This window comes from Leptolyngbya subtilissima AS-A7 (genome assembly GCF_039962255.1).
GTDB lineage: Bacteria > Cyanobacteriota > Cyanobacteriia > Phormidesmidales > Phormidesmidaceae > Nodosilinea.
Genome location: NZ_JAMPKY010000005.1, coordinates 423,473 through 443,308, shown reverse-complemented (window position 1 = coordinate 443,308; position 19,836 = coordinate 423,473). Strand labels below are relative to the sequence as shown.

The following is a 19,836-nucleotide window of genomic DNA, read 5'->3' as shown; positions in this document are numbered from 1 at the left end:
CTCAATGCGCTGGTCACCCAAGGCCAATCTTGGCGAAACCCGAAGGATACAGAACCCCCTCAGACGGCCACACCAGCTACAAGTGGTTGACAATTAAGATAATCGCTAAATCCTTCCCCCAGATCGGGAGAGGGACTTTGAAGTTTGTTTCCGACTCCCCTCTCCTCCCTGGGAGAGGGGCTGGGGGAGAGGGCTAGCAGGGACTTAGCTATCTACTGAGCCTGCGACATGGTTTGACGCAGCATTGATTTTGTCGTCGGTGCCGCTGGGGTATAGCCTGATTAAGCGCACCGAGCGATCGCTGCTATATCAGGCCATTACTCTATGACCAACCAGAATTACATCATCGGGGTCGATATTGGCACCACCAGCACCAAGTCGGTGCTGTTTACCGAAGCGGGGCAGGTGGTGGGCAAGGCTCTGGTGACCTATCCTCTCTACACTCCCAACATAGCCACCGCCGAACAAGACCCCGAAGAAATTTTCGCCGCCGTGGTCAAAACCGTGCGGGGGCTGGTCGATACCCACGCCCTTGACCCGGCGCAGGTGTTAGGACTGTGTTTTAGCTCGGCGATGCACAGTCTGATCTTAGTGGACGCCAACGACCAGCCTCTCACCCGCAGCATCACCTGGGCCGACAACCGCAGCGCTGGCTGGGAAAAGCGCATCAAGACCGAGATGAATGGCCATGCCGTCTATCGGCGCACGGGCATGCCCCTTCACCCGATGTCGCCTCTAGTCAAACTCACCTGGCTGCGCTACGAGCAGCCCGAACTATTTCAGCAGGCGGCACGGTTTATTTCAATTAAAGAATTTGTGTTTTATCGGCTGCTGGGTCGCTACGTGGTTGACCACTCCGTTGCCACGGCCATGGGGCTGCTGAATTTAGAAACGCTGGATTGGGATACAGAGGCGTTGGCGATCGCCGGAGTTGCCCCCTCATCCCTGTCTGAACTCGTGCCCACCACCGCCGTGCTCACCGGGCTAAAGCCCGTCATGGCTGGATCCATGGGCTTGCGGGTTGAGACCCCGCTAATCGCTGGGGCCAGCGATGGCGTGCTGTCGAATCTGGGGGTGGGGGCAGTGACCCCGGGCCGTGTAGCCGTGACCGTAGGTACCAGCGGGGCCGTACGAGCTGTGGTCGATCGCCCCATCACCGACCCACGAGAGCGCCTATTTTGCTACCCCCTCACCGAGCACCACTGGGTGATTGGCGGCGCGGTGAATAACGGCGGCATTGCCCTGCGCTGGGTGCGCGACCAGCTGGCCGATGCCGAGGTGGCCACCGCCAAACGCCTAGGCCAAGACGTCTATAGCCTGTTGATGACCATGGCAGAGACTGTGCCTCCCGGTTCAGAGGGGCTGCTGTTTCACCCCTACCTAATGGGCGAGCGATCGCCCCTGTGGAATGCCAACGCGCGGGCTTCGTTCTTTGGCCTCAGCGTCAAACACACCAAATCACACCTGGTGCGCTCGGTGCTAGAGGGCATTGTCTACAACCTCTACCTGGTGCTCAAGGCGCTAGAAGATTTTGCTGGTCCAGCTACCCTGATTCAAGCGACGGGGGGCTTTGCCGAAGCAGCCCTGTGGCGGCAGATGATGGCTGACATCTTTGACCGCGAGGTGACAATCCCTGAGCATTACGAAAGCTCATGTCTGGGGGCCGCCGTGCTGGGTCTCTATGCCCTGGGCCGAGTGCCGTCGCTAGATGCAGTGACGACGATGATTGGGGAAACCTACCGCCATCAGCCAATCCCGGCAAATGTGACGGTTTACCAAAAGGTACTGCCGCTGTTCGAGCACCTGACCGGGGTGTTTGAGCGGGAGTATGATGCGATCGCCGCCCTGCAAGCCGAGCTCAGCAACAGCACCTCACCCTGAACCCCATGCATACCCCCGACCAGTGCCAAAACATGGCCGACATTCGCGCCGAGATCGATCGGCTCGATCGCCAGGTGATTGCCCTCCTAGGCCAGCGCTTTGCCTACGTCAAAGCGGCGTCTCAGTTCAAAACCAGCGAGGCTGCGGTCAAAGCCCCCGATCGCTTCCAGGCTATGCTTCAGCAGCGCCGGGTGTGGGCCGAGGAAGAAGGGCTGAATGGTGATGCGATCGAAGCCCTCTATCGCGACCTAGTCAACCACTTCATCGCCGAAGAAATGAAGCACTGGTAACAGTCTCAGACTGAACAAGCCTAAGCCAAACCCCTGCACCCACCCACTTCTAGAGAATGCAAACCCTGATTCAGTCTGTCTTCGCATCTCAAAATGCCATCTCCTGGACAGTCCTGAGGATGCTTTTCTGAGGAAGAGTGCCTGTCAGGTCACCGAAGACGTTTTTAGGATACGAGCCGCTGAGGTGAGCGGATTCAACTTTTAGGCCGTGGTTTTGAAGAATCAACTGAACTGTAAAAACCTGCTCCCTCGAACCTGCCTTTAAGAAACATAGGCCTAAACCTATAGTTTGATGGGATTGACTTAGCGGGTTTTTCCCATGAGCACAGCGTATTACCCTTGGAACGTACAGGTACTGGTCGAATGGCTCAGGCTCGAGCTGAGCCACCACGGTAGTTCTCGCGATTTGTCAACGGCATTGCAGGTGCCTTCTCATACCTTAAGTCACTGGTTGCAGTCATCTTTGCCCACCGTTACTCTGCAAGACATTCGCTGCATTGCCCAATATCGCGGCTGGAGCGTACGCCAAACCCTACGATGGCTAGAACTTCAGCCAGCTCACGTCGATGCCTTGATCGTCGAAGACCCGCTAAGCTACCGAGTTAGCTGGAGCGATGCCATGGCGCTTTGGTTCGGTCCTCCAGCGGCCTAGGGGCAAGGGCTACAACCCACATTTTTCCTGCTGACGGGCGATCGCTCTCTGCAACTGCGGCGTCATACCCAGTTCTGCCCCGTCGTACAGCCGCTGAAACTCACGCTCAAAGTGGGCCGCCACTGTGGCATTGCGAATCACCAGCAGGTTTTCGTCATTGGTGGTGTTGGCGGCCTGACTCCAGTTTTGAGAGCCAATCAGCACTACGCTCTGGTCAAGCACCGCAAACTTGTGGTGCAGCTTATCGCTAGGCGGCAAGGCCGGTACCCCAACGGTAGTAATTGGATTCGCCCAGGGTACGCTGTTGTCGCGCTTGCAGTTGTGGTCGGGGATAGTGATCCCCAACATGTCGAGCCCTTCGCTATAGCTGCGGTAGGCAAAGCCAGGGTCAATCAGAGTTTTGATAGGCACTCCTCGATTGGCCATCGGTAACAGCTGGTCGCTAATCGCCTGCTCAGAAAAGACAAACAGGGCTAGGTGAACGCTCTGGGTGGCCTGACTCAGGGTTTTGGCAATCAGCCCGTTGACGCTCTGGGCCCAGGGCCGAGTTTTTGAGGTGGGCGAAAACTGCACCTCTAGCGCTGAACCGGGGGGCGAGACTAGGGCCGAGGGCCGGTGAGGTTTTTGCAGCCCAAACAGACTATTGGGTTGCCCACCGGGGCCATCGCCCCACAGGTAGTCAAACTCTTGCTGAAACCGCTGGGCCAGAGGCTGGCTGTCAATCACGAGAATGCTGTTGGCGTTTCCCCGACTATCTGGATCTGAGAAATCTCCGTGGGTGCAGCTCAAGGTCCAGTTAGCGGATCCAGTGACAACGATGCGACCATCGATCGCCATAAATTTGTGGTGCATCAGGCCGCTGCCCTTGCTGCCGTCGGCGGTGTCGTCAATGAGGGGAATGTTGGCCTGAGCAAGAATGGTGAGCACGTCGCGATCGCGCAACTCTCCATCACTCAGCACCCCGTCCTGATCAGCGTCAATGAAGGCATACAGATCGTTGACCTTGTCCTGGGAATGCTCGTCTAGCTCGGCCAACCCCCCAGAATTTCGCTTGGCTACCGGTGTGCTGTAGGTGTTCTCAACCACCACCCTCACCTCTACCCCTGCGGCCTTGCGATCGGCCAGAGCGTGGGCGATCCCCGGCAGCGAGAACTCATGGACCGCCACATCGATGGAGGTTTGGGCAGTGGCGATCGCATCCACCACCACCTGCTCTAAATCATCGCCGTGGCGGGTGATCTGGCGGTAGGGGTCGGTATAGGTCGCCGCTTGATTGTGGTTAAAATACGCTCGAATGTATGGGTCCTGCGGCAGCGGAGCGAGGGTGGAAAGTGTAGCCTCGCTGCGAAACTGACTACTGATCCCCACAAACAGCAGGAACCCAATCCCAATGCCGATTCCCCAACGCACCCAAGGAGATCTAGGCCAGAGAGGCTGACGTGATTGATGCACAAGTCTAAAGCAAATAATTCTGCTTTTAGAGAGCCCAAGGGAAAGAGTTAGCTAACGAGAAGAGATAGGAGTGACAAGGGCGATGATGAAAATGGGGCGATAAGGAAGTAGCTAGAATCAAAACCTCTATCGAAAATGCGTCTCACCTGCTTTATCTTCCTCAACCTCCCTTATCTTCCCCACCTCCCATGTCCTACGATGCTCTGTTTACAAAGATTTCCGACCTAGTCATGTGCCACTCGCCCAGCGGTGCGGAGGACGAAATTAATCAGCATTTGATGGCTGACTTGGCCAGCTTAGGGATAGAGCACTGGCGCGATGAGGCCGACAACGTCATTGCCAAAATTCCAGGGCGCGACGACAGCCGGGCGATCGCGATCACCGCCCACAAAGACGAGATCGGCACCCTGGTCAAAAGCATCTACGCCGACGGTCGGGTGTCGGTGCGCAAGCTGGGCGGCTCGTTCCCCTGGGTCTATGGCGAGGGCGTGATGGATCTGCTGGGGGATCAGCACACCATCAGCGGTGTTTTGAGCTTTGGCTCGCGCCACGTCTCCCATGAGTCACCCCAGAAGGCCCAGCAAGAGAGTCAGCTGGTCACCTGGGAAACCGCCTGGGTAGAGACCAAGCGATCGCCCCAAGAACTCGCTGCCGCTGGCATTCGCCCGGGCACGCGGGTGGTGGTGGGCAAGCACCGCAAACGGCCCTTTCGCCTGGGCGACTATATCGCCAGCTACACCCTCGACAACAAAGCCTCCCTAGCGATTTTGCTGATGCTGGCCGAGCGGCTGAAGGAGCCGCCTGTGACCATCTACCTAGTCGCGTCTGCTAAAGAAGAAGTGGGGGCGGTCGGCGCTCTGTACTTCTCCCAACGTCACCGACTAGAGGCTCTAATTGCCCTAGAAGTTTGCCCTTTAGCGGCAGAATATCCCATCCAGCCAGGCGAGTTGCCGGTGTTGCTGAGTCAAGATAGCTACGGCCTCTACGACGAAGGCCTGAATGCAGAACTGCGCCGAGCCGCAACCACCCACGACCTACCCATTCAAATGGCGGTGATTAGCGGTTTTGGCAGCGATGGCTCGATCGCCATGAAGTTTGGCCACGTGTCTCGGGCCGCCTGCCTGAGTTTCCCAACCCACAACACCCACGGCTATGAGATCGCCCATTTAGGGGCGATCGCCCACTGCGCCGCCATTCTAGAGCACTACTGTAACGACCTGTGACAGCCACCCGGTTAGCGATGAACCTTTTCTAGAATGAAATCAATTCCAGTCAGCAACCCGTCCAACCCGTATTGAACTAACCCCATGGCCAAAACCGTTGCGGATGTAATGACCTCAAACCCGATCTCGGTAGCCCCCGACACTGTGCTGAAGGATGCCATTCAGCTAATGGCCGACAACCACGTGGGCGGGCTGCCTGTGATCAATGAAGACAATCATCTGGTCGGCATTTTGTCGGAATCTGATCTGATGTGGCAAACTACCGGGGTCGATATGCCCGCCTATATCATGCTGCTCGACAGCGTGATCTATTTAAAGACCCCTAACCAGTACAACCAGGAACTCCACAAAGCCCTCGGCCAACTGGTCAAAGACGTCATGACCGATCACGTTGTCACCATTGCCCCAGATAAATCTCTGCGCGAAGCCGCCCACCTGATGCACGACAAGCAGGTGCGCCGTCTGCCGGTGGTAGATGCTGATAAGCAGGTGGTCGGCATCCTCACCCGAGGCGACATTGTGCGGGAAATGGCGAATAGCTACGCCTAGGGCGATGGGGCGGTGAATTTTAAGTGTTTGGTTTTGAGTGTTGAGTTCTCCTGCTAATGCTTCAATTCAAAACTAAACACTCAACATTCAAAACTCCCCACTCCATCACTCCCCCACTCCATCACTCCCCCACTCCGCTCCCCCTATCGCCGATCCCCAAAATGGCCGATAGTAGAGAGAGCAGATTTGTACTTATCTCTACAAAAATGGCTATTACCCCAAACTCGGTTCGAGAACTGCTCCACTCCGATGACTACGGGGATCGGTTGCGGGCGGTCAACCAAATGCGCGAATTGGACTCTTCCGACGCCTTTGAGCTAGTGCAACTGGCCGCTAACGACGGCAATGCTCGGGTGCGTTATGCCGCCATTAGCCAGATTGCCAGTTTGGGGCAGCAAGACGTAGCCACCGTAGAACCCTTGCTGCGGCGATCGCTCACCCAAGACCCTGACCCCGATGTCCAAGCCGCCGCCGCCGACACCATTGGCGGTCTCAAGCTCAAAAGTGCATACCCTGAACTGGCTACGCTTTACCACAGCACCGACGAGTGGCTGGTGAAATTTAGCATAGTGGCAGCTCTGGGTGAGCTGGGTGAGCCCCAAGCCTTTGACCTTCTGCAAGAAGCCCTAGGCTCAGACAATGAGCTGATTGCCACTGCGGCCATTGGTGCTCTGGGCGAACTGGGCGATCGCCGTGCCCTACCCCTGCTGCTCAACTACACTACGCATCCTGACTGGCAGGTGCGCCACCGCTTAGTGCAAGCTCTAGCTCAGTTTTCTGAACCCGATGCTAAATCGGCGCTGCAACAGCTCACCACCGATACATCTGACATTGTTGCTGGTACGGCTAAACAGCACCTAGGCCTCTAAGAGACGGCTTTTGCTAGGGTAAACTCACGCTTCTAAGTTACTTAATATTACGCAACCTCTCTTTCAGATTACGTTTCTATGCCCTGGAGATTGCGTTTAGCGTAGATAGAGTTGCGTTTACCCTGGTACAGGCGAGCAGGCTCAAACATGCGACTCGCCACACTCTGTGCAGGTAAACAGGTGCTGAAATAGCGGTTTGCTCCAAAAACTGCCTCCCGTTGACGAAGCCCTGGCAAAGTTTGCTATAGTGAAATAGTGGCTGTAATGCTCTGCCTAAAACAATTTCACTCCCACAAGTTTTTAGACCAACTACTGTTTTGGTTTGGGACTTTTGAGGAAGTGTTGTTAGAGGGTTTGCACAAATGCTAACTCTGAGCAAGCCACAAAAAATATAAATATTTTATCGCTTGTTACACATTCGTTTTTATTGATTAATCTCTGAACCGCGAGTCAGAGACTTCAACCATTATTCAACTCAAGACATTGGAGATGGCCTGAGTGATAGCAACTTCTCCATCTGCACAGCAGCAAAAGTGGGACACCCTGAGTTTCGTGTCTACCCTATATTTGCAGCCAGTTCTAGAACTCTTGCTGAGAGATGTTCCTGCGACCTGGCAAGCCGAGGTGCGGCTAGGCTTGCAAGAAGCCCTTGTCAACGCTGCTAAGCACGGCAATCGCCTTGATCCGGCTAAATGCATTTCGGTTAAATATACTACATCAGCGTCTCATCTATGGTGGGTGATCACTGACCAAGGGGGCGGGTTTAGCCATCCCTGTAGCTGCGATGAAGCCGTTGATGACAACTGCACCTCTAACCCCGGAGAATGCGGTCGCGGTCTCTATATTCTCTACCAAATATTTGATCAGGTGATTTGGCACAACGAGGGCCGAGAGTTGCACTTGGGCAAAGTGGTGCGGCAGCCTCGTCGGCTACCGCTTATTCGCTAACTCATTTCGCTAAGCAGTATTGTAAACAGCTGATTTGCCTTCCTCGGCCAAACTTGGGTGGTTAGTCGCCGTGCTCGGCTAGACGAGTTTTGCGATCGCCGTGGCTAGGGCAGGGGGGCGCTTGCAGACTGCGGTTCAACCAGCCGGCAGCCTGCTCAACTCGTACCAAAGCTTCCTCAGAATTCTGCTTGAGCAAAAACACTAGCGCTGCCGCTAGCTGTTCGCTGGCACGCACGCGGCGATCGCGGTTGAGGCGGTGCCAATCGGCAGGCTTAACGGCTAGGCGCTCCGCCAGTATTTGAGCTAACTCCAGGTCGGTTAGCTCAGCAGCCGGTTTAGCAGCCCGGGCGATCGCCTGGGGCGTCATTGACGGATCAAACGAAAAAGCCATAGTTACTGAAACCAGTTGGGGTTAACTAGAAGATGTACCCTGCCCTAGCAGCCCTGCTGGGGAAACATCCCTATTTCTCTATTCTGCACAATGAAACCAGGCTACCGGCGAAAGCGATATCACAGCCAGCGCGGCACCATAGGCAGCAGTGCCGACGAAGCGCCCCGTTCTCTTACGGAGCTTATGCATCAGCTAGAGGGGCTAGAAGCACGCCTACACCAGCTTAAGGTCGGGGTCTCAAATTTGCTACAGCTTCAGCAGATTCAGGCGGGCGGGGCGGAGGAGGATGCTCAGCACTCAGCTCAGGAAGTCACGAATTTGCAGGAAGCCGCCGATAGTTTTGAAATGGAGCTGGCCAGCCGAGTTGTATCGTGGCAGCATCTGCAAGAACCATTCTGGCAAGCGGTGCGGTTTGGCGGACTGGGACTCTTGCTGGGCTGGGCTTTAGCCTGGTTTGTCTACGCCCGATAAACGTATTCCAAAAAAAATAGGCAGAACTTTTTTAAGTTGACCAAAAGTAATTCCCCTTCCATGCTAGGATTATAAATCGTGGATAGAGCGGGTCGGTGCCCGAGTGGTTAATGGGGGCGGACTGTAAATCCGCTGGCTACGCCTACGCTGGTTCAAATCCAGCCCGGCCCATCCACGACAACTTGCCCTTATAGCTCAGTGGTAGAGCACTCCCTTGGTAAGGGAGAGGTCACGAGTTCAAATCTCGTTAAGGGCTTCCCAATATTTTGTCCAGAGCAAATCGTAACTGCTTTGTAGACTGGCACTGCGGGTTTTATTGTCAATCTACGCTGCGCGAATTCCGTTTGACTCCCCAGGGCGAATAGCTACCAGAACAGATGGCTCAGCCAGTGGCGCAGCGGCTGCGGCCCTTGGGGCTCTTGGTAATGGGACGGCAATAGGGCCTGAAAGGCTTGTTCTAACTCGGCCAGAGCGGCATCGATGGCGACGCGCTTGGGTCGAGCCTGGTGAGGAACATGCACGGCTGGGCCAAAACGCAGGGTAATTTGTTTGCGAAAGTAGAGAATTTTGGTGCCAATAATCGCCACCGGGTAAATAGGTACCCCAGAGCGCATAGCGTAGAGCACAGTGCCGCGCCGTAGGGCATGCATGTGCCCCTCCCGTTCTCCCAAACGACCTTCGGGAAAGAGCATGACGCCGTCGCCTCGGGCCAGCAAGGCCTGCACCGCCTGATCGATCTGCCGCATTTGCTGAATTGAGCTGCCGTTGGGCACGTGATCGCGAATCGCCGCCGCTAGAGGCTTGAGATCGTCCCGTCCGTTGTCGGCGGCGGCCATCACAGCCATTTCTTCCTTCCACCAGCGCTCTAGAGGAATTACGCCCCCCGCCCAACCAATCAGCCAGCGCTTCCAGCGCTTGTTGTAGAGGGTGCGGGCATCGCCCAGGATGTAGTAGTAGGGGGTAGAGGGGCAAAAAGCCAGCAGCAGGAACGGGTCTAAATGACTGAGGTGATTAGCCGTCAGCACATTGGGCTCGGTAGGAATATGCTCTGGATTTTCGATGCGCACCCGAAAGCAAGCTTTGATAAAGCGGCGCATAACCCAGCGACGAATGCCACCGCTCACGCGCCGATCGGCGGTGCCCTGGGCGATCGCACTCAGCTCGGCCAAATCGATCGCAATGCACTGGCGCACCGCTGGATTCTGCGACGTAGCCACTCCCTCTTGCACTCGCACAATGGCCTCTGGCGTCAGTGCAGCGGTTAGCTCAGCGGGTTGAAGGGTGTCGGTCATAGCTGCGGCCTAAGTGCATCCTGACGAAATTCCAGGACAGGATTGCCATGAGTATGGAATGTCGCCGCAGAGGATGGCTCAAGTTTCCGGTAATTCTTCAAATTTCTTTCAGCGACCGTGGCAGGCTTTGTACTTTTGACCGCTGCCGCACCAGCAAGGGTCGCTGCGTTTAGGCTCCACCGGAGGCAGAGCATCCCCGTCCAGATAAAACCAGCGCTGTTTTTGCCGCACAAAGCGCGATCGCTCATGCACCTGACCCGGCCGAGGGTCTGCGTAGTAGGCAATGAACTCAACAACGCCTTTGCTGTTAGCGGCCTGCCCAGCCTCAGTGGCGATCACTCGCAGCCCCAGCCAAGTGGTAGTCGCCACGCTCTGCCCGATCGCCGCCCGCTGGCCTCCGTACCGCTGGGTCGGGTGGTGGGTGGCGATTAGATAGTCAATGTCGCCCTGGTGATAGGCCGTATAGCGCGATCGCATCAGCGCCTCCGCCGTCGGCGCCTCCGCCTTGCCAAGTAAATAGGGCTGACAACAATCCCCAAAACTCTCCTCACCGCCGCAAGGACACCGTTCCGTAGCCCCTATCCCCATGCGCCCCTCACCCATCCACCCATCTACCCATCCACTCCCCTACCCCCGAGGCCGCGCCGGCAAAACCAGCGTATCTGTCACAGCCGCCCGCTTGGGCAAGGGCTGATAGCCGTTGGCATCGAGTCGCTTGATGCGGTCAAAGAAGGCTTCGTAGAACCGCTCTAGGCAGTCGCAGAACCAGGCTTGGTACTCGGGCCAGCGGTCGCGATCGTCCAAAGTCACCTCTGCTAAGGTGCTGGCCACCATGCAGGCCTGATCGCCGGTGCCATCCCAAATCAGGGGCAGGCCCATTTCGTCGGCGATGGCCTCGCGCTCCTCGGCCAGCAGGTGAAAGTGGGGCTGGGCGTCAATTCCTGAAAGCAGCAGCTCAGTGTAGAGGCTGCCGTGATCGCGATCGAGAATGGCGTTGAGGCGAAACCCAGCGCGAGCAATGGCAAAGCCCATAGTGGCTTCGGGGGTAGGCGAACCGGGCTTAACCAAACTGCCCTGGCGATCCATGCGATCGCACAATCCGCTCCAAAACTCTAAATTCTGCTGCTGTAAAGGCGTCAGCGGCTCCGGCTCTGGCTCCTTAGGGGAAACGTCTTCAACGTTCTCGGCTTCTGGATCGGTTTCACTGTCGTCCACCGCTCCGCACACCGGCATAAAGTTGGCGGCCATAGCGGCCCTGCCAATCCGCCAAAGCTCCACGGTCATTCCTAAAAACATGACCTCACTGCTTTGGTCAAGCCAGTCAAGGGTTAGCGCCGCTGTCTCAGAAAAGTCGGGGGCGACCCAGATCACCGTGGCGGCATTCTCAGTAGCGGCCCAAGCTAGCAGCTGGCCCAGAGCGCTCAAGTCAGGCTCCTCTAGGTGAGCTGCCACCAAAACCAGCGACCCAGTGTCGGTCTCGGTCAGCAAGGCATAGCCCAGCTCAGGAGGGGGATCGCTCTCTGGCGAGTCTAAGCTCAGCCCGGCCGCTTCACCCAGCAGGTCTAGGGTTTCTGCCTCGGTGAGCCACTGCTGAAAATCGGCCTGGGTCTGCCAATAATCGGTAGGATCGAGTTTTTCCAGTCGTCCCAGCTTGGGTTTGGCAGCTCGCTTAGGCACAGGTGATTCGCTCTGGCAAAGGGCAATTGTTGATCCTATTATGGCGCGCCATCGACCCACAACGATGCCATATCCTGACGGCGTTTCACCTGAGTTGCCGCCAAATATGACGCCAATTAATAGCTAACTAGCGCTGCCTGCCACAGGGTATAGCCCTGGGAACTTAGGTGCAGCCCATCGGTAGTGAGGTCTACCCGCAGTAGCCCCTGGCGATCGCTGAAAGTAGTGTACAAATCCACATAGGTAGCCCCCTGGTGAACCGCCAAGGCTGCCAGACGCTGGTTGACTCGCTGAATGCGATCGCTCGACACTTCCCGCAGCCGCGTCGGCAAAATGGAATATACCACCAACCGCGACTGGGGGTGCTGCTGCTGCAAACGGACCATCATTCGATAGAGATTGTCAACCACTTGAGCCTCAGGTACCCCGTTCTTCAGATCGTTAATACCTGCCATTAGGTGAATGGTTTGGGGCTGTGTATCGGCGAAATAGTGTAGCCGCTCCAGCATGTGGGTCGTAGTCTCCCCCGAAATGCTTTGGTTCAGCCACAGTTGGTCAGCGGACAGCTCGTCTATCGGCAGCCACAGTGCCAGCGAATCGCCGACCATCACGGTTAGCGGAGCTTGCCCTTGGTGGCGAGCCATAGCTGCCGCCTCTGCTGCCAGCAGCCGCTGCCAGTCACCGTGGGTCGGGGAGACAAACGCCCGCTGCCACCGGTTTATGTAGCGGTAGGGGGCCACCTGGGCGTAGAGTTCTCCAGCCTGGAGGGCAGCGGTGCGAAATTGGTACAACTGCGCTCCGGTAACGGGGCGCGCTTGAGGGTCTACCTGGGGAAGGGTGGGACGGCGGCCAGGGGTCATAACCTGCTCGGGGCTGGGCCAGCGAGCGGCAGCAGCACTCATCGACCGAGGTGGCTGCGCGGGGGCTACCGTCGCCATGCCGCCCCCCTTCGCGGGGCAGGCCTCAATGTTATTGGGGGTGGTCGCAGGGAAGCACAAGTTTGGGCCAGCCAGGGAGGGTAGGGCCGCGTTTGCGATACCTCTCTGTAGAGGTGCCTCTATCTCTTCGATCTCTAAGGGCGGTACCCCGCCGCCCAACGCCAGCTGAGCCGCCAATAGCCAAATATCCATAAACCCGCGTGCCTCAACATCCCAATTCGTTTTCCAGGCCGGCCCGTCGCCCATCAGGATGAAATGGCAGCATTCTCTAGCTATCTATGCAGCACAGCTGATAGGCAAACCAAAATTCACCGCGATCGCAGCCCTAGACAGCTGTCTTACCCCTTGACAGAGCTGGAACTGCCTCGTAATAATGAAAGACTGTGTTTATGCGCTCGGATCAGGTTCCTAAGGCTAACGCCTCCCGTAGCGGAGCCCCAGTCTTGGGGTCGTTGGCACCTGTACGGCGGTTATGAGGTAAAAGAATGACGTACGCAATTGTTGAAACCAGCGGAAAGCAGCTGCGGGTAGAGCCGGGTCGCTTCTATGACGTAGACCGCCTGGCCCTAGATGTTGATGACCAAGTCACTCTAGAACGGGTGCTGTTTATCAACAACGATGGCGAATCTGTGGTGGGTCAGCCTGTAGTCGAAGGGGCAACCGTCGTAGGCAGCGTGGTCAGCCATCTGCGAGGCCGCAAGGTGATCGTCTACAAGATGCAGCCCAAGAAGAAAACCCGCAAAAAGCAGGGCCACCGCCAAGATCTCACCCGAGTCATGATTAACTCCATCGAGATGAACGGCAAGGCGATCGCTGGCGAATCTGCTGCCGCTCCTGCGCAGGCGGCGGTCGAGGCCGAAGCCGAAAGCTAAGCCTCCCCAACTCACGCTAAATTAAACAGTAGGTAGGTTGAAGGAATACACCCATGGCTCACAAGAAAGGTACAGGTAGTACTCGCAACGGGCGCGACTCAAACGCTAAGCGCCTTGGCGTCAAGCGCTATGGTGGCGAAGCCGTGATCGCTGGCAACATTTTGATTCGTCAGCGGGGTACCAAAATTCACCCCGGCAACAACGTGGGTCGCGGCGGTGACGACACGCTGTTTGCCCTAGTAGACGGTGTTGTTACCTTCGAGCGTCGCGGCAAGAACGGCAAGAAAGTTAGCGTTTATCCCGCTGCCGTACCCGCTGTATAGCTTTGAGATGATTGAAGACTAGGTAACTGCTGATTCAATTCAGACAGTTTCACAAACAAAAAAGCTCCTCTAAATGAGGAGCTTTTTTGTTGAAAGGATTTAGGAAACCCAGATTTGGTGTCGCTGAACCGAAGCATGAATGCGGGTAGGGGTAAACGGCCGTTTGCCCCTACAAGAGACGTTGGAGTTTTGATTCATACCAGTATCTAGCAACGCTCCGGATTTCCTTTAGCTCAACCCGTTCGGGCACTAGCAGTCCGACGTTTAGTTAGTCTAGATAGCCCATCAAAATAGAAGGGTGAGGATCCACATCGTCATTGTCGGCAATGGGGCGATCGCCGGGCAGCGTGTGAATATCAGCAATGTGCAGGGTGCTTACGGCCACTGGGCGGTGGCCCGGCAGGGTGTCGGTAGTGAAAATTTCAAAGGTGTTAGCGCCGATCGGGCGACCTATGGAGTGACTGGGGCCGAGGGTGCCCACAATCTCAAAGGTGTCCAAGCCAATAGGGCGATGGTTGGGCAGCGTATCGGTCTCTACAACCCGAGTGCTGTCGGCCAGCACCAAAACATCGCCGTTCTCAGGGCTGGCTTTGACAATGCCGCCACCAGCAGCAGCACGCTTAGTGCGGCCCCGGGTGGCGCGGGCTGGTTCTTTTTCGGGGGTATCGGCACTACCGTTGCTAGAGTCGTTGGTCGTGGTCATAGGGGTAAGAAGTCCTTATTGCTGCAAACAGCTGCCCATGGGGCAAAATGCTGATTATGACTATGAGATGTGATTAAAATCTAGAGCCTGCTTCGGCGCATGCTGCCAATGGGCAACCCCCACCAGAAACAGAACCGTTAAGCAAATATTATACTTTGATGACTACACCATCGAGTTTACGAAAGATTATTGGCGGCATAAGGGATTTCTAATCAAGGTTGCAGTGGGCTCAAGGTTAGAGTGAGAATCGTTGGCTTTCTGCCCCAGAGAGACGTTGAGGGTAGGGTCTTCACGGCGCGGTCGCCTTCACAAAGCCGCTTAGCCGATATTCCGTGCCCCTGACCCCATTTAGGGAACAGGGGAAATACCGATCATCCAAATCAATGATCTATAATGGTTAGGTAAGCAATATCGTGGGGCTGTAACGGTTTCGACGTTTTGACGAAAGTCACGCTGTGATACAGGCCGAGAGTGAGTCTACTCTCGTAAATCAAGGCTCAAAACAAACGTAAATGCGAACAACATCGTTCCTTTTGCTCGTAAAGCTGCACCTGTTGCCGCTTAACCTAAACCTAGTTTAGTTCTAACTTAGTTAGCGAGCGTTCATAGTTTGACTCCGTTAAGAGCTATGAACAAACCCCAACGGATGCTTCAATGATTCTCCTCTGGTGGATTCATTGACTAAGACTTAGCCAGAGAATCCCGCCGTCCGGGATAAGTGGCGGTTCCGGCCCTGAGGATTAGACGGGCTAAGCCTGTGAATGAGTGGTGTGTTAATACTCAAAGCGGACACGGGTTCGACTCCCGTCAGCTCCATCTCTAAATTCTGTGTTCGATTATTAATTATCTTTCCATCTGAGAGACCCAATGTTGGGTCTCTTTTTTCATCTGCCTATACTGAGGAAGCAGCCCCGGCTGACTGCTGTGTTGCCCTTGAAACAAGACCTTGAGCGAATGCTAGTCCAGCTTCGTCACTATTGATCATCCTATTTAGAACAATGCGGTTTCCCATCCTGCCCTATCTTCACCAACCAGTTTTTTGTCGCAACTACAAAACCGTCCTCAATCCTTGGCGGTTTTGGTATTTGCACCAAGTGCGCTACCTAGAACGCTGCTGGCTGCGGGAGTATCGGCCTGAGCGGCATCCCAGCCCCTAACCCTAAACTCTATTTAGACTTTCTCAGCTGCTAAGACATCTCGTAGTGCGCTTTAGCGAAGAGATCAAGGCGTTGCAGCGGCTTGGTTTAGTTAGGCACGTTGACAGGCGAAATCTTCGATAGGGGCATTGTACTAATGCCCCTACGTCGAATCTGTTCTGACCCAACGGCCGTTTGCAGTAGGCGATCGCACCTCCAGAGCGCCTTTTATAAATTGGGGTTTGTGCTTAGTACGCGGTCATCGCCTTGGTGCCAGCCTCCATGAGTTCACGGTCAGCCCCTTGAGCTACCCGTTGTCGCCATGCCTTTGGAATCGGCTAGAGCGTTTGGAGGGGCGCAAATACCGTAAGCGCGTCGGGTAGGCACTCAAACAATACTGGGTTGACTTCTAAAATCTCGCCATCGACCACCAGCTTTTGCGGCGGGTCGGTACTTACCTTAATGCGGCGAGCCCGTAGGCAGGTAATGTCGTCCCGTTGGGTTGGGTTACCCCAGGCCGCGGCTGCAACTAGAGACGCCAGAGCATTAATGCCCTGCAGCCGGGTCGTGCTGGTGGCAATGGTAATCTCTAGCAGGCCGTCGTCAGGGATCACCTCCCCTAAACCCTGAGCCAGCACAGAGGTCGGCGGAGCTACGTTAGCGACAGTAATAGCGGTAGTAACCACCGTCGTCACCTCACCGTCAATTTCGAGGGTGGCGGTAAAGGGTTCAGCGGCGGCCAGTTGTCGCACCCCCGAGAGCACGTAGGCCAAGTTACCCAGCTCGTTTTTGAGCTGGCGGCTGGCCCCATCGACCATGCCGGCCTCGAAACCTAACCCAGCCAGCAGGATCATAGGAATGTCGTTGCAGCGGGCGGCATCAATCACGTGGGTGTTGCCTGCCAAAATCGTTTCGCAGGCAGCGCGCAAGTTAGTGGGAATGCCCAAGCCCACTGAAAACGCGTTGGCGGTACCCCGCGGAATCACGCCCAGGGGAATACCCGTCCCGATGGTGGCTCCGGCGACTGCCGACACCGTACCATCGCCACCGGAGGCAATAATCAGGCTGCGGCCCATGTCGTGCTCAGTCTTGGACTGAATGTGGGCAATCACCTCTTGGGCCTGCTCCGCCGGATCAAGCTCGGGTTTCGTCATGATCACGTTGACCAGGATCTGAGGCTCGAGCACTTCTTTGATCAGGGCAAGATCGGTATTGGGGTTACCTTGGCCGGCTACCGGATTAAAGATCAGGTAGGCAATCTGGCTTTCGGCAATGCCCCGCAGCAGCAGGGTGGCCGACATGGCGTTGAGGGCAGCGGGAATGCCTTGGAGTTGGCAGGCCCGCAGCACCAGGGAAAAACTGGGAAAGGCGAAGGCAAGCGCCTCCGGGTCAGTGAAGAAAATTACCCCTGCCACCTCCCCGGCAAGAATGTGGGCAGCTAGCTCAATATCGCCCCCCTGGTTAGATTCTTTGAGGGCAACTAGCTCTATTTTTTGTAGATCCCAACCCTGCTCAATGCCTTGGGCCATTTCTGCCGGGGCCATAATTTGAAAGTGGGTCAACACCCCCTCATGCTTTGAGAGCCAATCCAGGACGGCGGTAGCCTGAGTGGGATGGGCCAGAATCGCGAGAGTGCTGGGCATAAATGATTCTCAGTAGTCTAATCATGCTAACACCCGCTTTAGCCGGTGAGAAAAGCTCAGTTATTGGTCTCTACTGCGTTGCCGCTGCTAACGGCCAGCTGGCTGACAGTGGTTTGCCAACTGCCAATCAGAGCCGGCGACCAGCGCCAGTTGAGGGATAAGGCATTGGGATTAACCATAGTGGAGTCGAGAGCCAGGGTCTGAGCGAAATAAGATTGGGCCTGCTGCCGGAGCTGGGCCTGCTCTTCGGCCGCGATGGCCAGCTCGCTGTTCTTGTGGTAAGCAAGAGCCAGCCCCGCATAGGCGTTGACCGTTACGGGAACGGCCACCTGGGGATCGTCGGGGTTAATGTCGCGCCGCTGGCGCTGGTCAATGTCGATCGCCCGTTGCCAGGCTGTTGTGGCCTGGTCGTAGTCATCCATAGCCATGTGGGCAAACCCCAGCGCCACCCACGCCTCAAGAAAGTCGGGGCGACCCTCGGTGGCCTGATTCCAAGCGCGTAGGGCATCGCTGGGGGAGGTGTCGGCGGCACTGCCAGCGACCATTTGCTGCCAGGCCAATCGCCCTCGCACATAGGCAAGGTCTGGGTCGAGCAGTTGTGACTCAGCTATGGCGCTCACCGCTGACTCAGCAGTGGTCAGGTCGTTGCGATCGAGTAACTGCTCGATCAAAATGCGAGCGGTGTCAGTACGCCCTAGGGCGAGCGCATTTAGCGCCCCTGACAGCAGCACCGGGCTGGCAGTTGACGAGGTTCCGCCAGCGTCACTAGCCACCGGTGGCTCAACCGGGTCGCTCACCGTGGGGCGGTTGACGGTGGTTAGGGTGATGGTGGCTAGCCCCAGCACTGCCCCTAACCCCGCTAGGCCCAAGCTACCCCACACCAGCAGGTTAGGAGACACCGACCAGCGCCGAGGCAGCGCCCAAGTCAGCGGTGGCACTCCTGCGGTTGAAGTAGCATTCGGGTCTGGAGGTAGGGGGTACAGCGGCGTCGGGCTGGGCTGGGTCTGGGGCAGCAGGCTTTCGGCGGGGTCGGCGATTAGGGGGCGATCGGAGCCCGGTCCGCTGCCATTATTTGAAGGTTGGGGTTGAGATAACCGCTGTACCAAGTTGGTCACAGCGGGATCGGAAGGCTCGGGCTGCTCTAGATCTTGCAGCCAGTCGTAGAGGGGTGGGACAGCGCTGTCGGTGGCGACATCCCTAGCCTGCTGAGTAAAGACCTCCTCCGCCAAACTAGAGATTTCGGGGTCAGTGCTGTAGTCAGGCAGCAGCAGGGCGGCCTCGGCTAGATCATCATCGCCAAAACCGCTTTCTGAGGCAGCGGCGCTGTCATGGGCGTAAAGGTAGCCGTCGAAGTCGGGGCGCAGGTAAAGCAGAGGCAGCATCCAAAAGGGCTGATCTGATCCGTAGGCCGACATCAGCCCCTGGCGTACTCGGCTGAGGCAGAGGTCGATGGGGTGGCCCTGGTGCAGGTTGCGGTAAAGCAGCTGAGTAAAGGTGAGGGCCACATCGTCGGGGATGCGATCGGCCATAGCGATGACGCCGGGAACCCCTCGGTTGACTAGGGCCTGCACCAGGTTTTGGTCACGCCAGCCGGCCTGAGCATCATCTTGGGGAGTGTAGGCCCCGCGACAGGAGTTAAACACCGCTAGGCGAACGCCGTTGTTGACTAGCAGGCCTGCGAGGTCTTCGCCGCTGAGCCTTTCCGTCAGACCAGTCTGACGATTGACTAGAAACAGATCGCCGCCAGTATCGCCGGCCTCGCTGTGGCCTGCGTAGTGGAGAATTTGGAACTTGCCCTGCTCTAGCGCCTGGGCCAGCTCAGGCCGTCCCGGCTGTTCTAAAATCGTCAGTTCTAAAGTTAGGTAGCCTAGCCGAGTTGCTTGAAGACTGTCGATTAAACTTTGTACCTCCTGGCGCAGGGCTAGGCGCTCCTGGTCGCTGGGAGCCGAGATAATCACCAGTAAGCGGATAGGGTCGCTGGCGGGGGAGAGGGGGACCATAGCCGCCAGGTCGGTTACCGTTTGGGCTTGGTAATAGCGGCACAGGGTGACATCGAGGCCGGTGGCTAGGGGGCGATCGTCGTCGTAAAGCAGTTCCCAGGGGAGGCGCTGCACCCGACTGTCTTTGAACCCCAAGCGCAGCCGCAGAGGTTGCCGTCGGTTTTGAGCCACGCCTTGAGCGGCGACCCAGCTATCGCGAATGCGTCCCTGAAACAGGCCCTGGTGGAGGGTTTGACCAAGTTGTGTCCAAGGGTCAGAGGTGGAGACGGGGGCAGTAGGGGCAGCGAGCAGGGCCTGTAGTGGATCCTGAAACAACGCCTCGGCCTGGGACAGCCAGGTTGCTAAAGGCCAGGTGACCTGAGCTTCGGCCAGGGGTACCCCAGGAGCCACGACTTCGGTGCGCAGCAGGTAGGTGTCTGGCCCCAGGGGGGTAATCGAAAGCTGAAATTCCTGGGTCACGACCTGGGTCACGGGCGGTAGGGGGTGAATTTCTTTCACGGTAGCTCGCTGGGCTGCTCTCGGCGAG

20 protein-coding genes, 2 tRNA genes and 1 other RNA gene are annotated in these 19,836 nt (G+C 56.8%); 14 read left to right on the top strand and 9 right to left on the bottom strand.

From position 1 onward, the window contains the following. Positions 1-324 precede the first annotated feature (324 nt). The 3 genes from gntK (at position 325) to NC979_RS13725 (ending at position 2,823) form a co-directional block, all read left to right on the top strand. Positions 325-1,881, top strand: a complete 1,557-nt coding sequence (gene gntK, locus NC979_RS13735; RefSeq protein ID WP_190522208.1) for a gluconokinase — start codon at positions 325-327, stop codon at positions 1,879-1,881. A 5-nt stretch (positions 1,882-1,886) separates the two neighbouring features. Continuing rightward, positions 1,887-2,171, top strand: coding sequence for an isochorismate lyase (locus NC979_RS13730; RefSeq protein WP_190522206.1), 285 nt, complete (start codon positions 1,887-1,889; stop codon positions 2,169-2,171). A 319-nt stretch (positions 2,172-2,490) separates the two neighbouring features. Beyond that, the gene (locus NC979_RS13725) at positions 2,491-2,823 is read left to right on the top strand and encodes a hypothetical protein (protein ID WP_190522204.1); all 333 of its coding nucleotides are present in this window, start codon (positions 2,491-2,493) and stop codon (positions 2,821-2,823) included. 9 nt (positions 2,824-2,832) lie between these two features. Here NC979_RS13725 and NC979_RS13720 read toward each other — a convergent pair whose 3' ends face one another. Continuing rightward, positions 2,833-4,191, bottom strand: coding sequence for a phospholipase D-like domain-containing protein (locus tag NC979_RS13720; RefSeq protein ID WP_348253705.1), 1,359 nt, complete (start codon positions 4,189-4,191; stop codon positions 2,833-2,835). A 272-nt stretch (positions 4,192-4,463) separates the two neighbouring features. Between NC979_RS13720 and NC979_RS13715 the strand changes: the two genes are divergently transcribed. The 4 genes from NC979_RS13715 to NC979_RS13700 all read left to right on the top strand — a co-directional run bounded on the left by NC979_RS13715 (position 4,464) and on the right by NC979_RS13700 (position 7,864). Next, entirely contained in the window at positions 4,464-5,498 is a 1,035-nt protein-coding gene (locus NC979_RS13715; RefSeq protein ID WP_190522200.1) for a M42 family metallopeptidase, read from the top strand. Positions 5,499-5,582: 84 nt separating this feature from the next. After that, positions 5,583-6,047 carry a CBS domain-containing protein gene (locus NC979_RS13710; RefSeq protein WP_190522199.1) on the top strand — a complete coding sequence of 155 codons (465 nt, stop codon included), beginning with the start codon at positions 5,583-5,585 and terminating at the stop codon, positions 6,045-6,047. Between the two features lie 206 nt (positions 6,048-6,253). Further along, positions 6,254-6,916, top strand: a complete 663-nt coding sequence (gene nblB, locus NC979_RS13705) for a phycobilisome degradation protein NblB (RefSeq protein WP_190522197.1) — start codon at positions 6,254-6,256, stop codon at positions 6,914-6,916. 552 nt (positions 6,917-7,468) lie between these two features. Then, entirely contained in the window at positions 7,469-7,864 is a 396-nt protein-coding gene (locus NC979_RS13700; RefSeq protein WP_431191064.1) for an ATP-binding protein, read from the top strand. Between the two features lie 61 nt (positions 7,865-7,925). Here the strand turns inward: NC979_RS13700 and NC979_RS13695 are convergent, their stop codons facing one another. Then, entirely contained in the window at positions 7,926-8,255 is a 330-nt protein-coding gene (locus tag NC979_RS13695; RefSeq protein ID WP_431191063.1) for a DUF6439 family protein, read from the bottom strand. 90 nt (positions 8,256-8,345) lie between these two features. Between NC979_RS13695 and NC979_RS13690 the strand changes: the two genes are divergently transcribed. The 3 genes from NC979_RS13690 (at position 8,346) to NC979_RS13680 (ending at position 8,982) form a co-directional block, all read left to right on the top strand. Continuing rightward, positions 8,346-8,726, top strand: coding sequence for a sll0565 family protein (locus tag NC979_RS13690; RefSeq protein WP_190522193.1), 381 nt, complete (start codon positions 8,346-8,348; stop codon positions 8,724-8,726). A gap of 89 nt (positions 8,727-8,815) precedes the next feature. After that, positions 8,816-8,897: transfer RNA gene (locus NC979_RS13685), tRNA-Tyr, on the top strand. 13 nt (positions 8,898-8,910) lie between these two features. Beyond that, positions 8,911-8,982 (top strand) — tRNA-Thr (locus NC979_RS13680). A gap of 109 nt (positions 8,983-9,091) precedes the next feature. On the opposite strand, the gene NC979_RS13675 is transcribed toward NC979_RS13680, so the two are convergent. The 4 genes from NC979_RS13675 to NC979_RS13660 form a co-directional block, all read right to left on the bottom strand. Continuing rightward, on the bottom strand, positions 9,092-10,018 hold the full coding sequence (locus NC979_RS13675; RefSeq protein WP_190522191.1) for a lysophospholipid acyltransferase family protein: 927 nt from the start codon (positions 10,016-10,018) through the stop codon (positions 9,092-9,094). Between the two features lie 108 nt (positions 10,019-10,126). Continuing rightward, positions 10,127-10,606: a YchJ family protein gene (locus NC979_RS13670; RefSeq protein WP_190522189.1), complete on the bottom strand. Its 480-nt coding sequence runs from the start codon at positions 10,604-10,606 to the stop codon at positions 10,127-10,129. Between the two features lie 39 nt (positions 10,607-10,645). Next, positions 10,646-11,695: a DUF4268 domain-containing protein gene (locus NC979_RS13665; RefSeq protein WP_190522187.1), complete on the bottom strand. Its 1,050-nt coding sequence runs from the start codon at positions 11,693-11,695 to the stop codon at positions 10,646-10,648. A gap of 116 nt (positions 11,696-11,811) precedes the next feature. Then, positions 11,812-12,825, bottom strand: a complete 1,014-nt coding sequence (locus NC979_RS13660; RefSeq protein WP_242024139.1) for a GDSL-type esterase/lipase family protein — start codon at positions 12,823-12,825, stop codon at positions 11,812-11,814. Between the two features lie 293 nt (positions 12,826-13,118). Here NC979_RS13660 and rplU point away from each other — a divergent pair, with 293 nt between their 5' ends. Beyond that, positions 13,119-13,505 carry a 50S ribosomal protein L21 gene (gene rplU / locus NC979_RS13655; protein ID WP_190522185.1) on the top strand — a complete coding sequence of 129 codons (387 nt, stop codon included), beginning with the start codon at positions 13,119-13,121 and terminating at the stop codon, positions 13,503-13,505. A 53-nt stretch (positions 13,506-13,558) separates the two neighbouring features. Then, positions 13,559-13,828, top strand: coding sequence for a 50S ribosomal protein L27 (gene rpmA, locus NC979_RS13650; RefSeq protein ID WP_190522184.1), 270 nt, complete (start codon positions 13,559-13,561; stop codon positions 13,826-13,828). 268 nt (positions 13,829-14,096) lie between these two features. On the opposite strand, the gene NC979_RS13645 is transcribed toward rpmA, so the two are convergent. Beyond that, entirely contained in the window at positions 14,097-14,531 is a 435-nt protein-coding gene (locus tag NC979_RS13645; RefSeq protein ID WP_190522183.1) for a hypothetical protein, read from the bottom strand. Positions 14,532-14,946: 415 nt separating this feature from the next. Here NC979_RS13645 and ssrA point away from each other — a divergent pair. Further along, positions 14,947-15,350, top strand: a transfer-messenger RNA (tmRNA) gene (gene ssrA, locus NC979_RS13640). 179 nt (positions 15,351-15,529) lie between these two features. Beyond that, the gene (locus NC979_RS13635) at positions 15,530-15,688 is read left to right on the top strand and encodes a hypothetical protein (protein WP_190522182.1); all 159 of its coding nucleotides are present in this window, start codon (positions 15,530-15,532) and stop codon (positions 15,686-15,688) included. A gap of 317 nt (positions 15,689-16,005) precedes the next feature. On the opposite strand, the gene NC979_RS13630 is transcribed toward NC979_RS13635, so the two are convergent. Next, positions 16,006-17,310 carry a YegS/Rv2252/BmrU family lipid kinase gene (locus NC979_RS13630; protein ID WP_190522181.1) on the bottom strand — a complete coding sequence of 435 codons (1,305 nt, stop codon included), beginning with the start codon at positions 17,308-17,310 and terminating at the stop codon, positions 16,006-16,008. Between the two features lie 56 nt (positions 17,311-17,366). Next, positions 17,367-19,781 (bottom strand): CHAT domain-containing protein, encoded by a 2,415-nt coding sequence (locus NC979_RS13625; protein WP_190522180.1) that lies wholly within the window; start codon positions 19,779-19,781, stop codon positions 17,367-17,369. Positions 19,782-19,836: the final 55 nt, after the last annotated feature.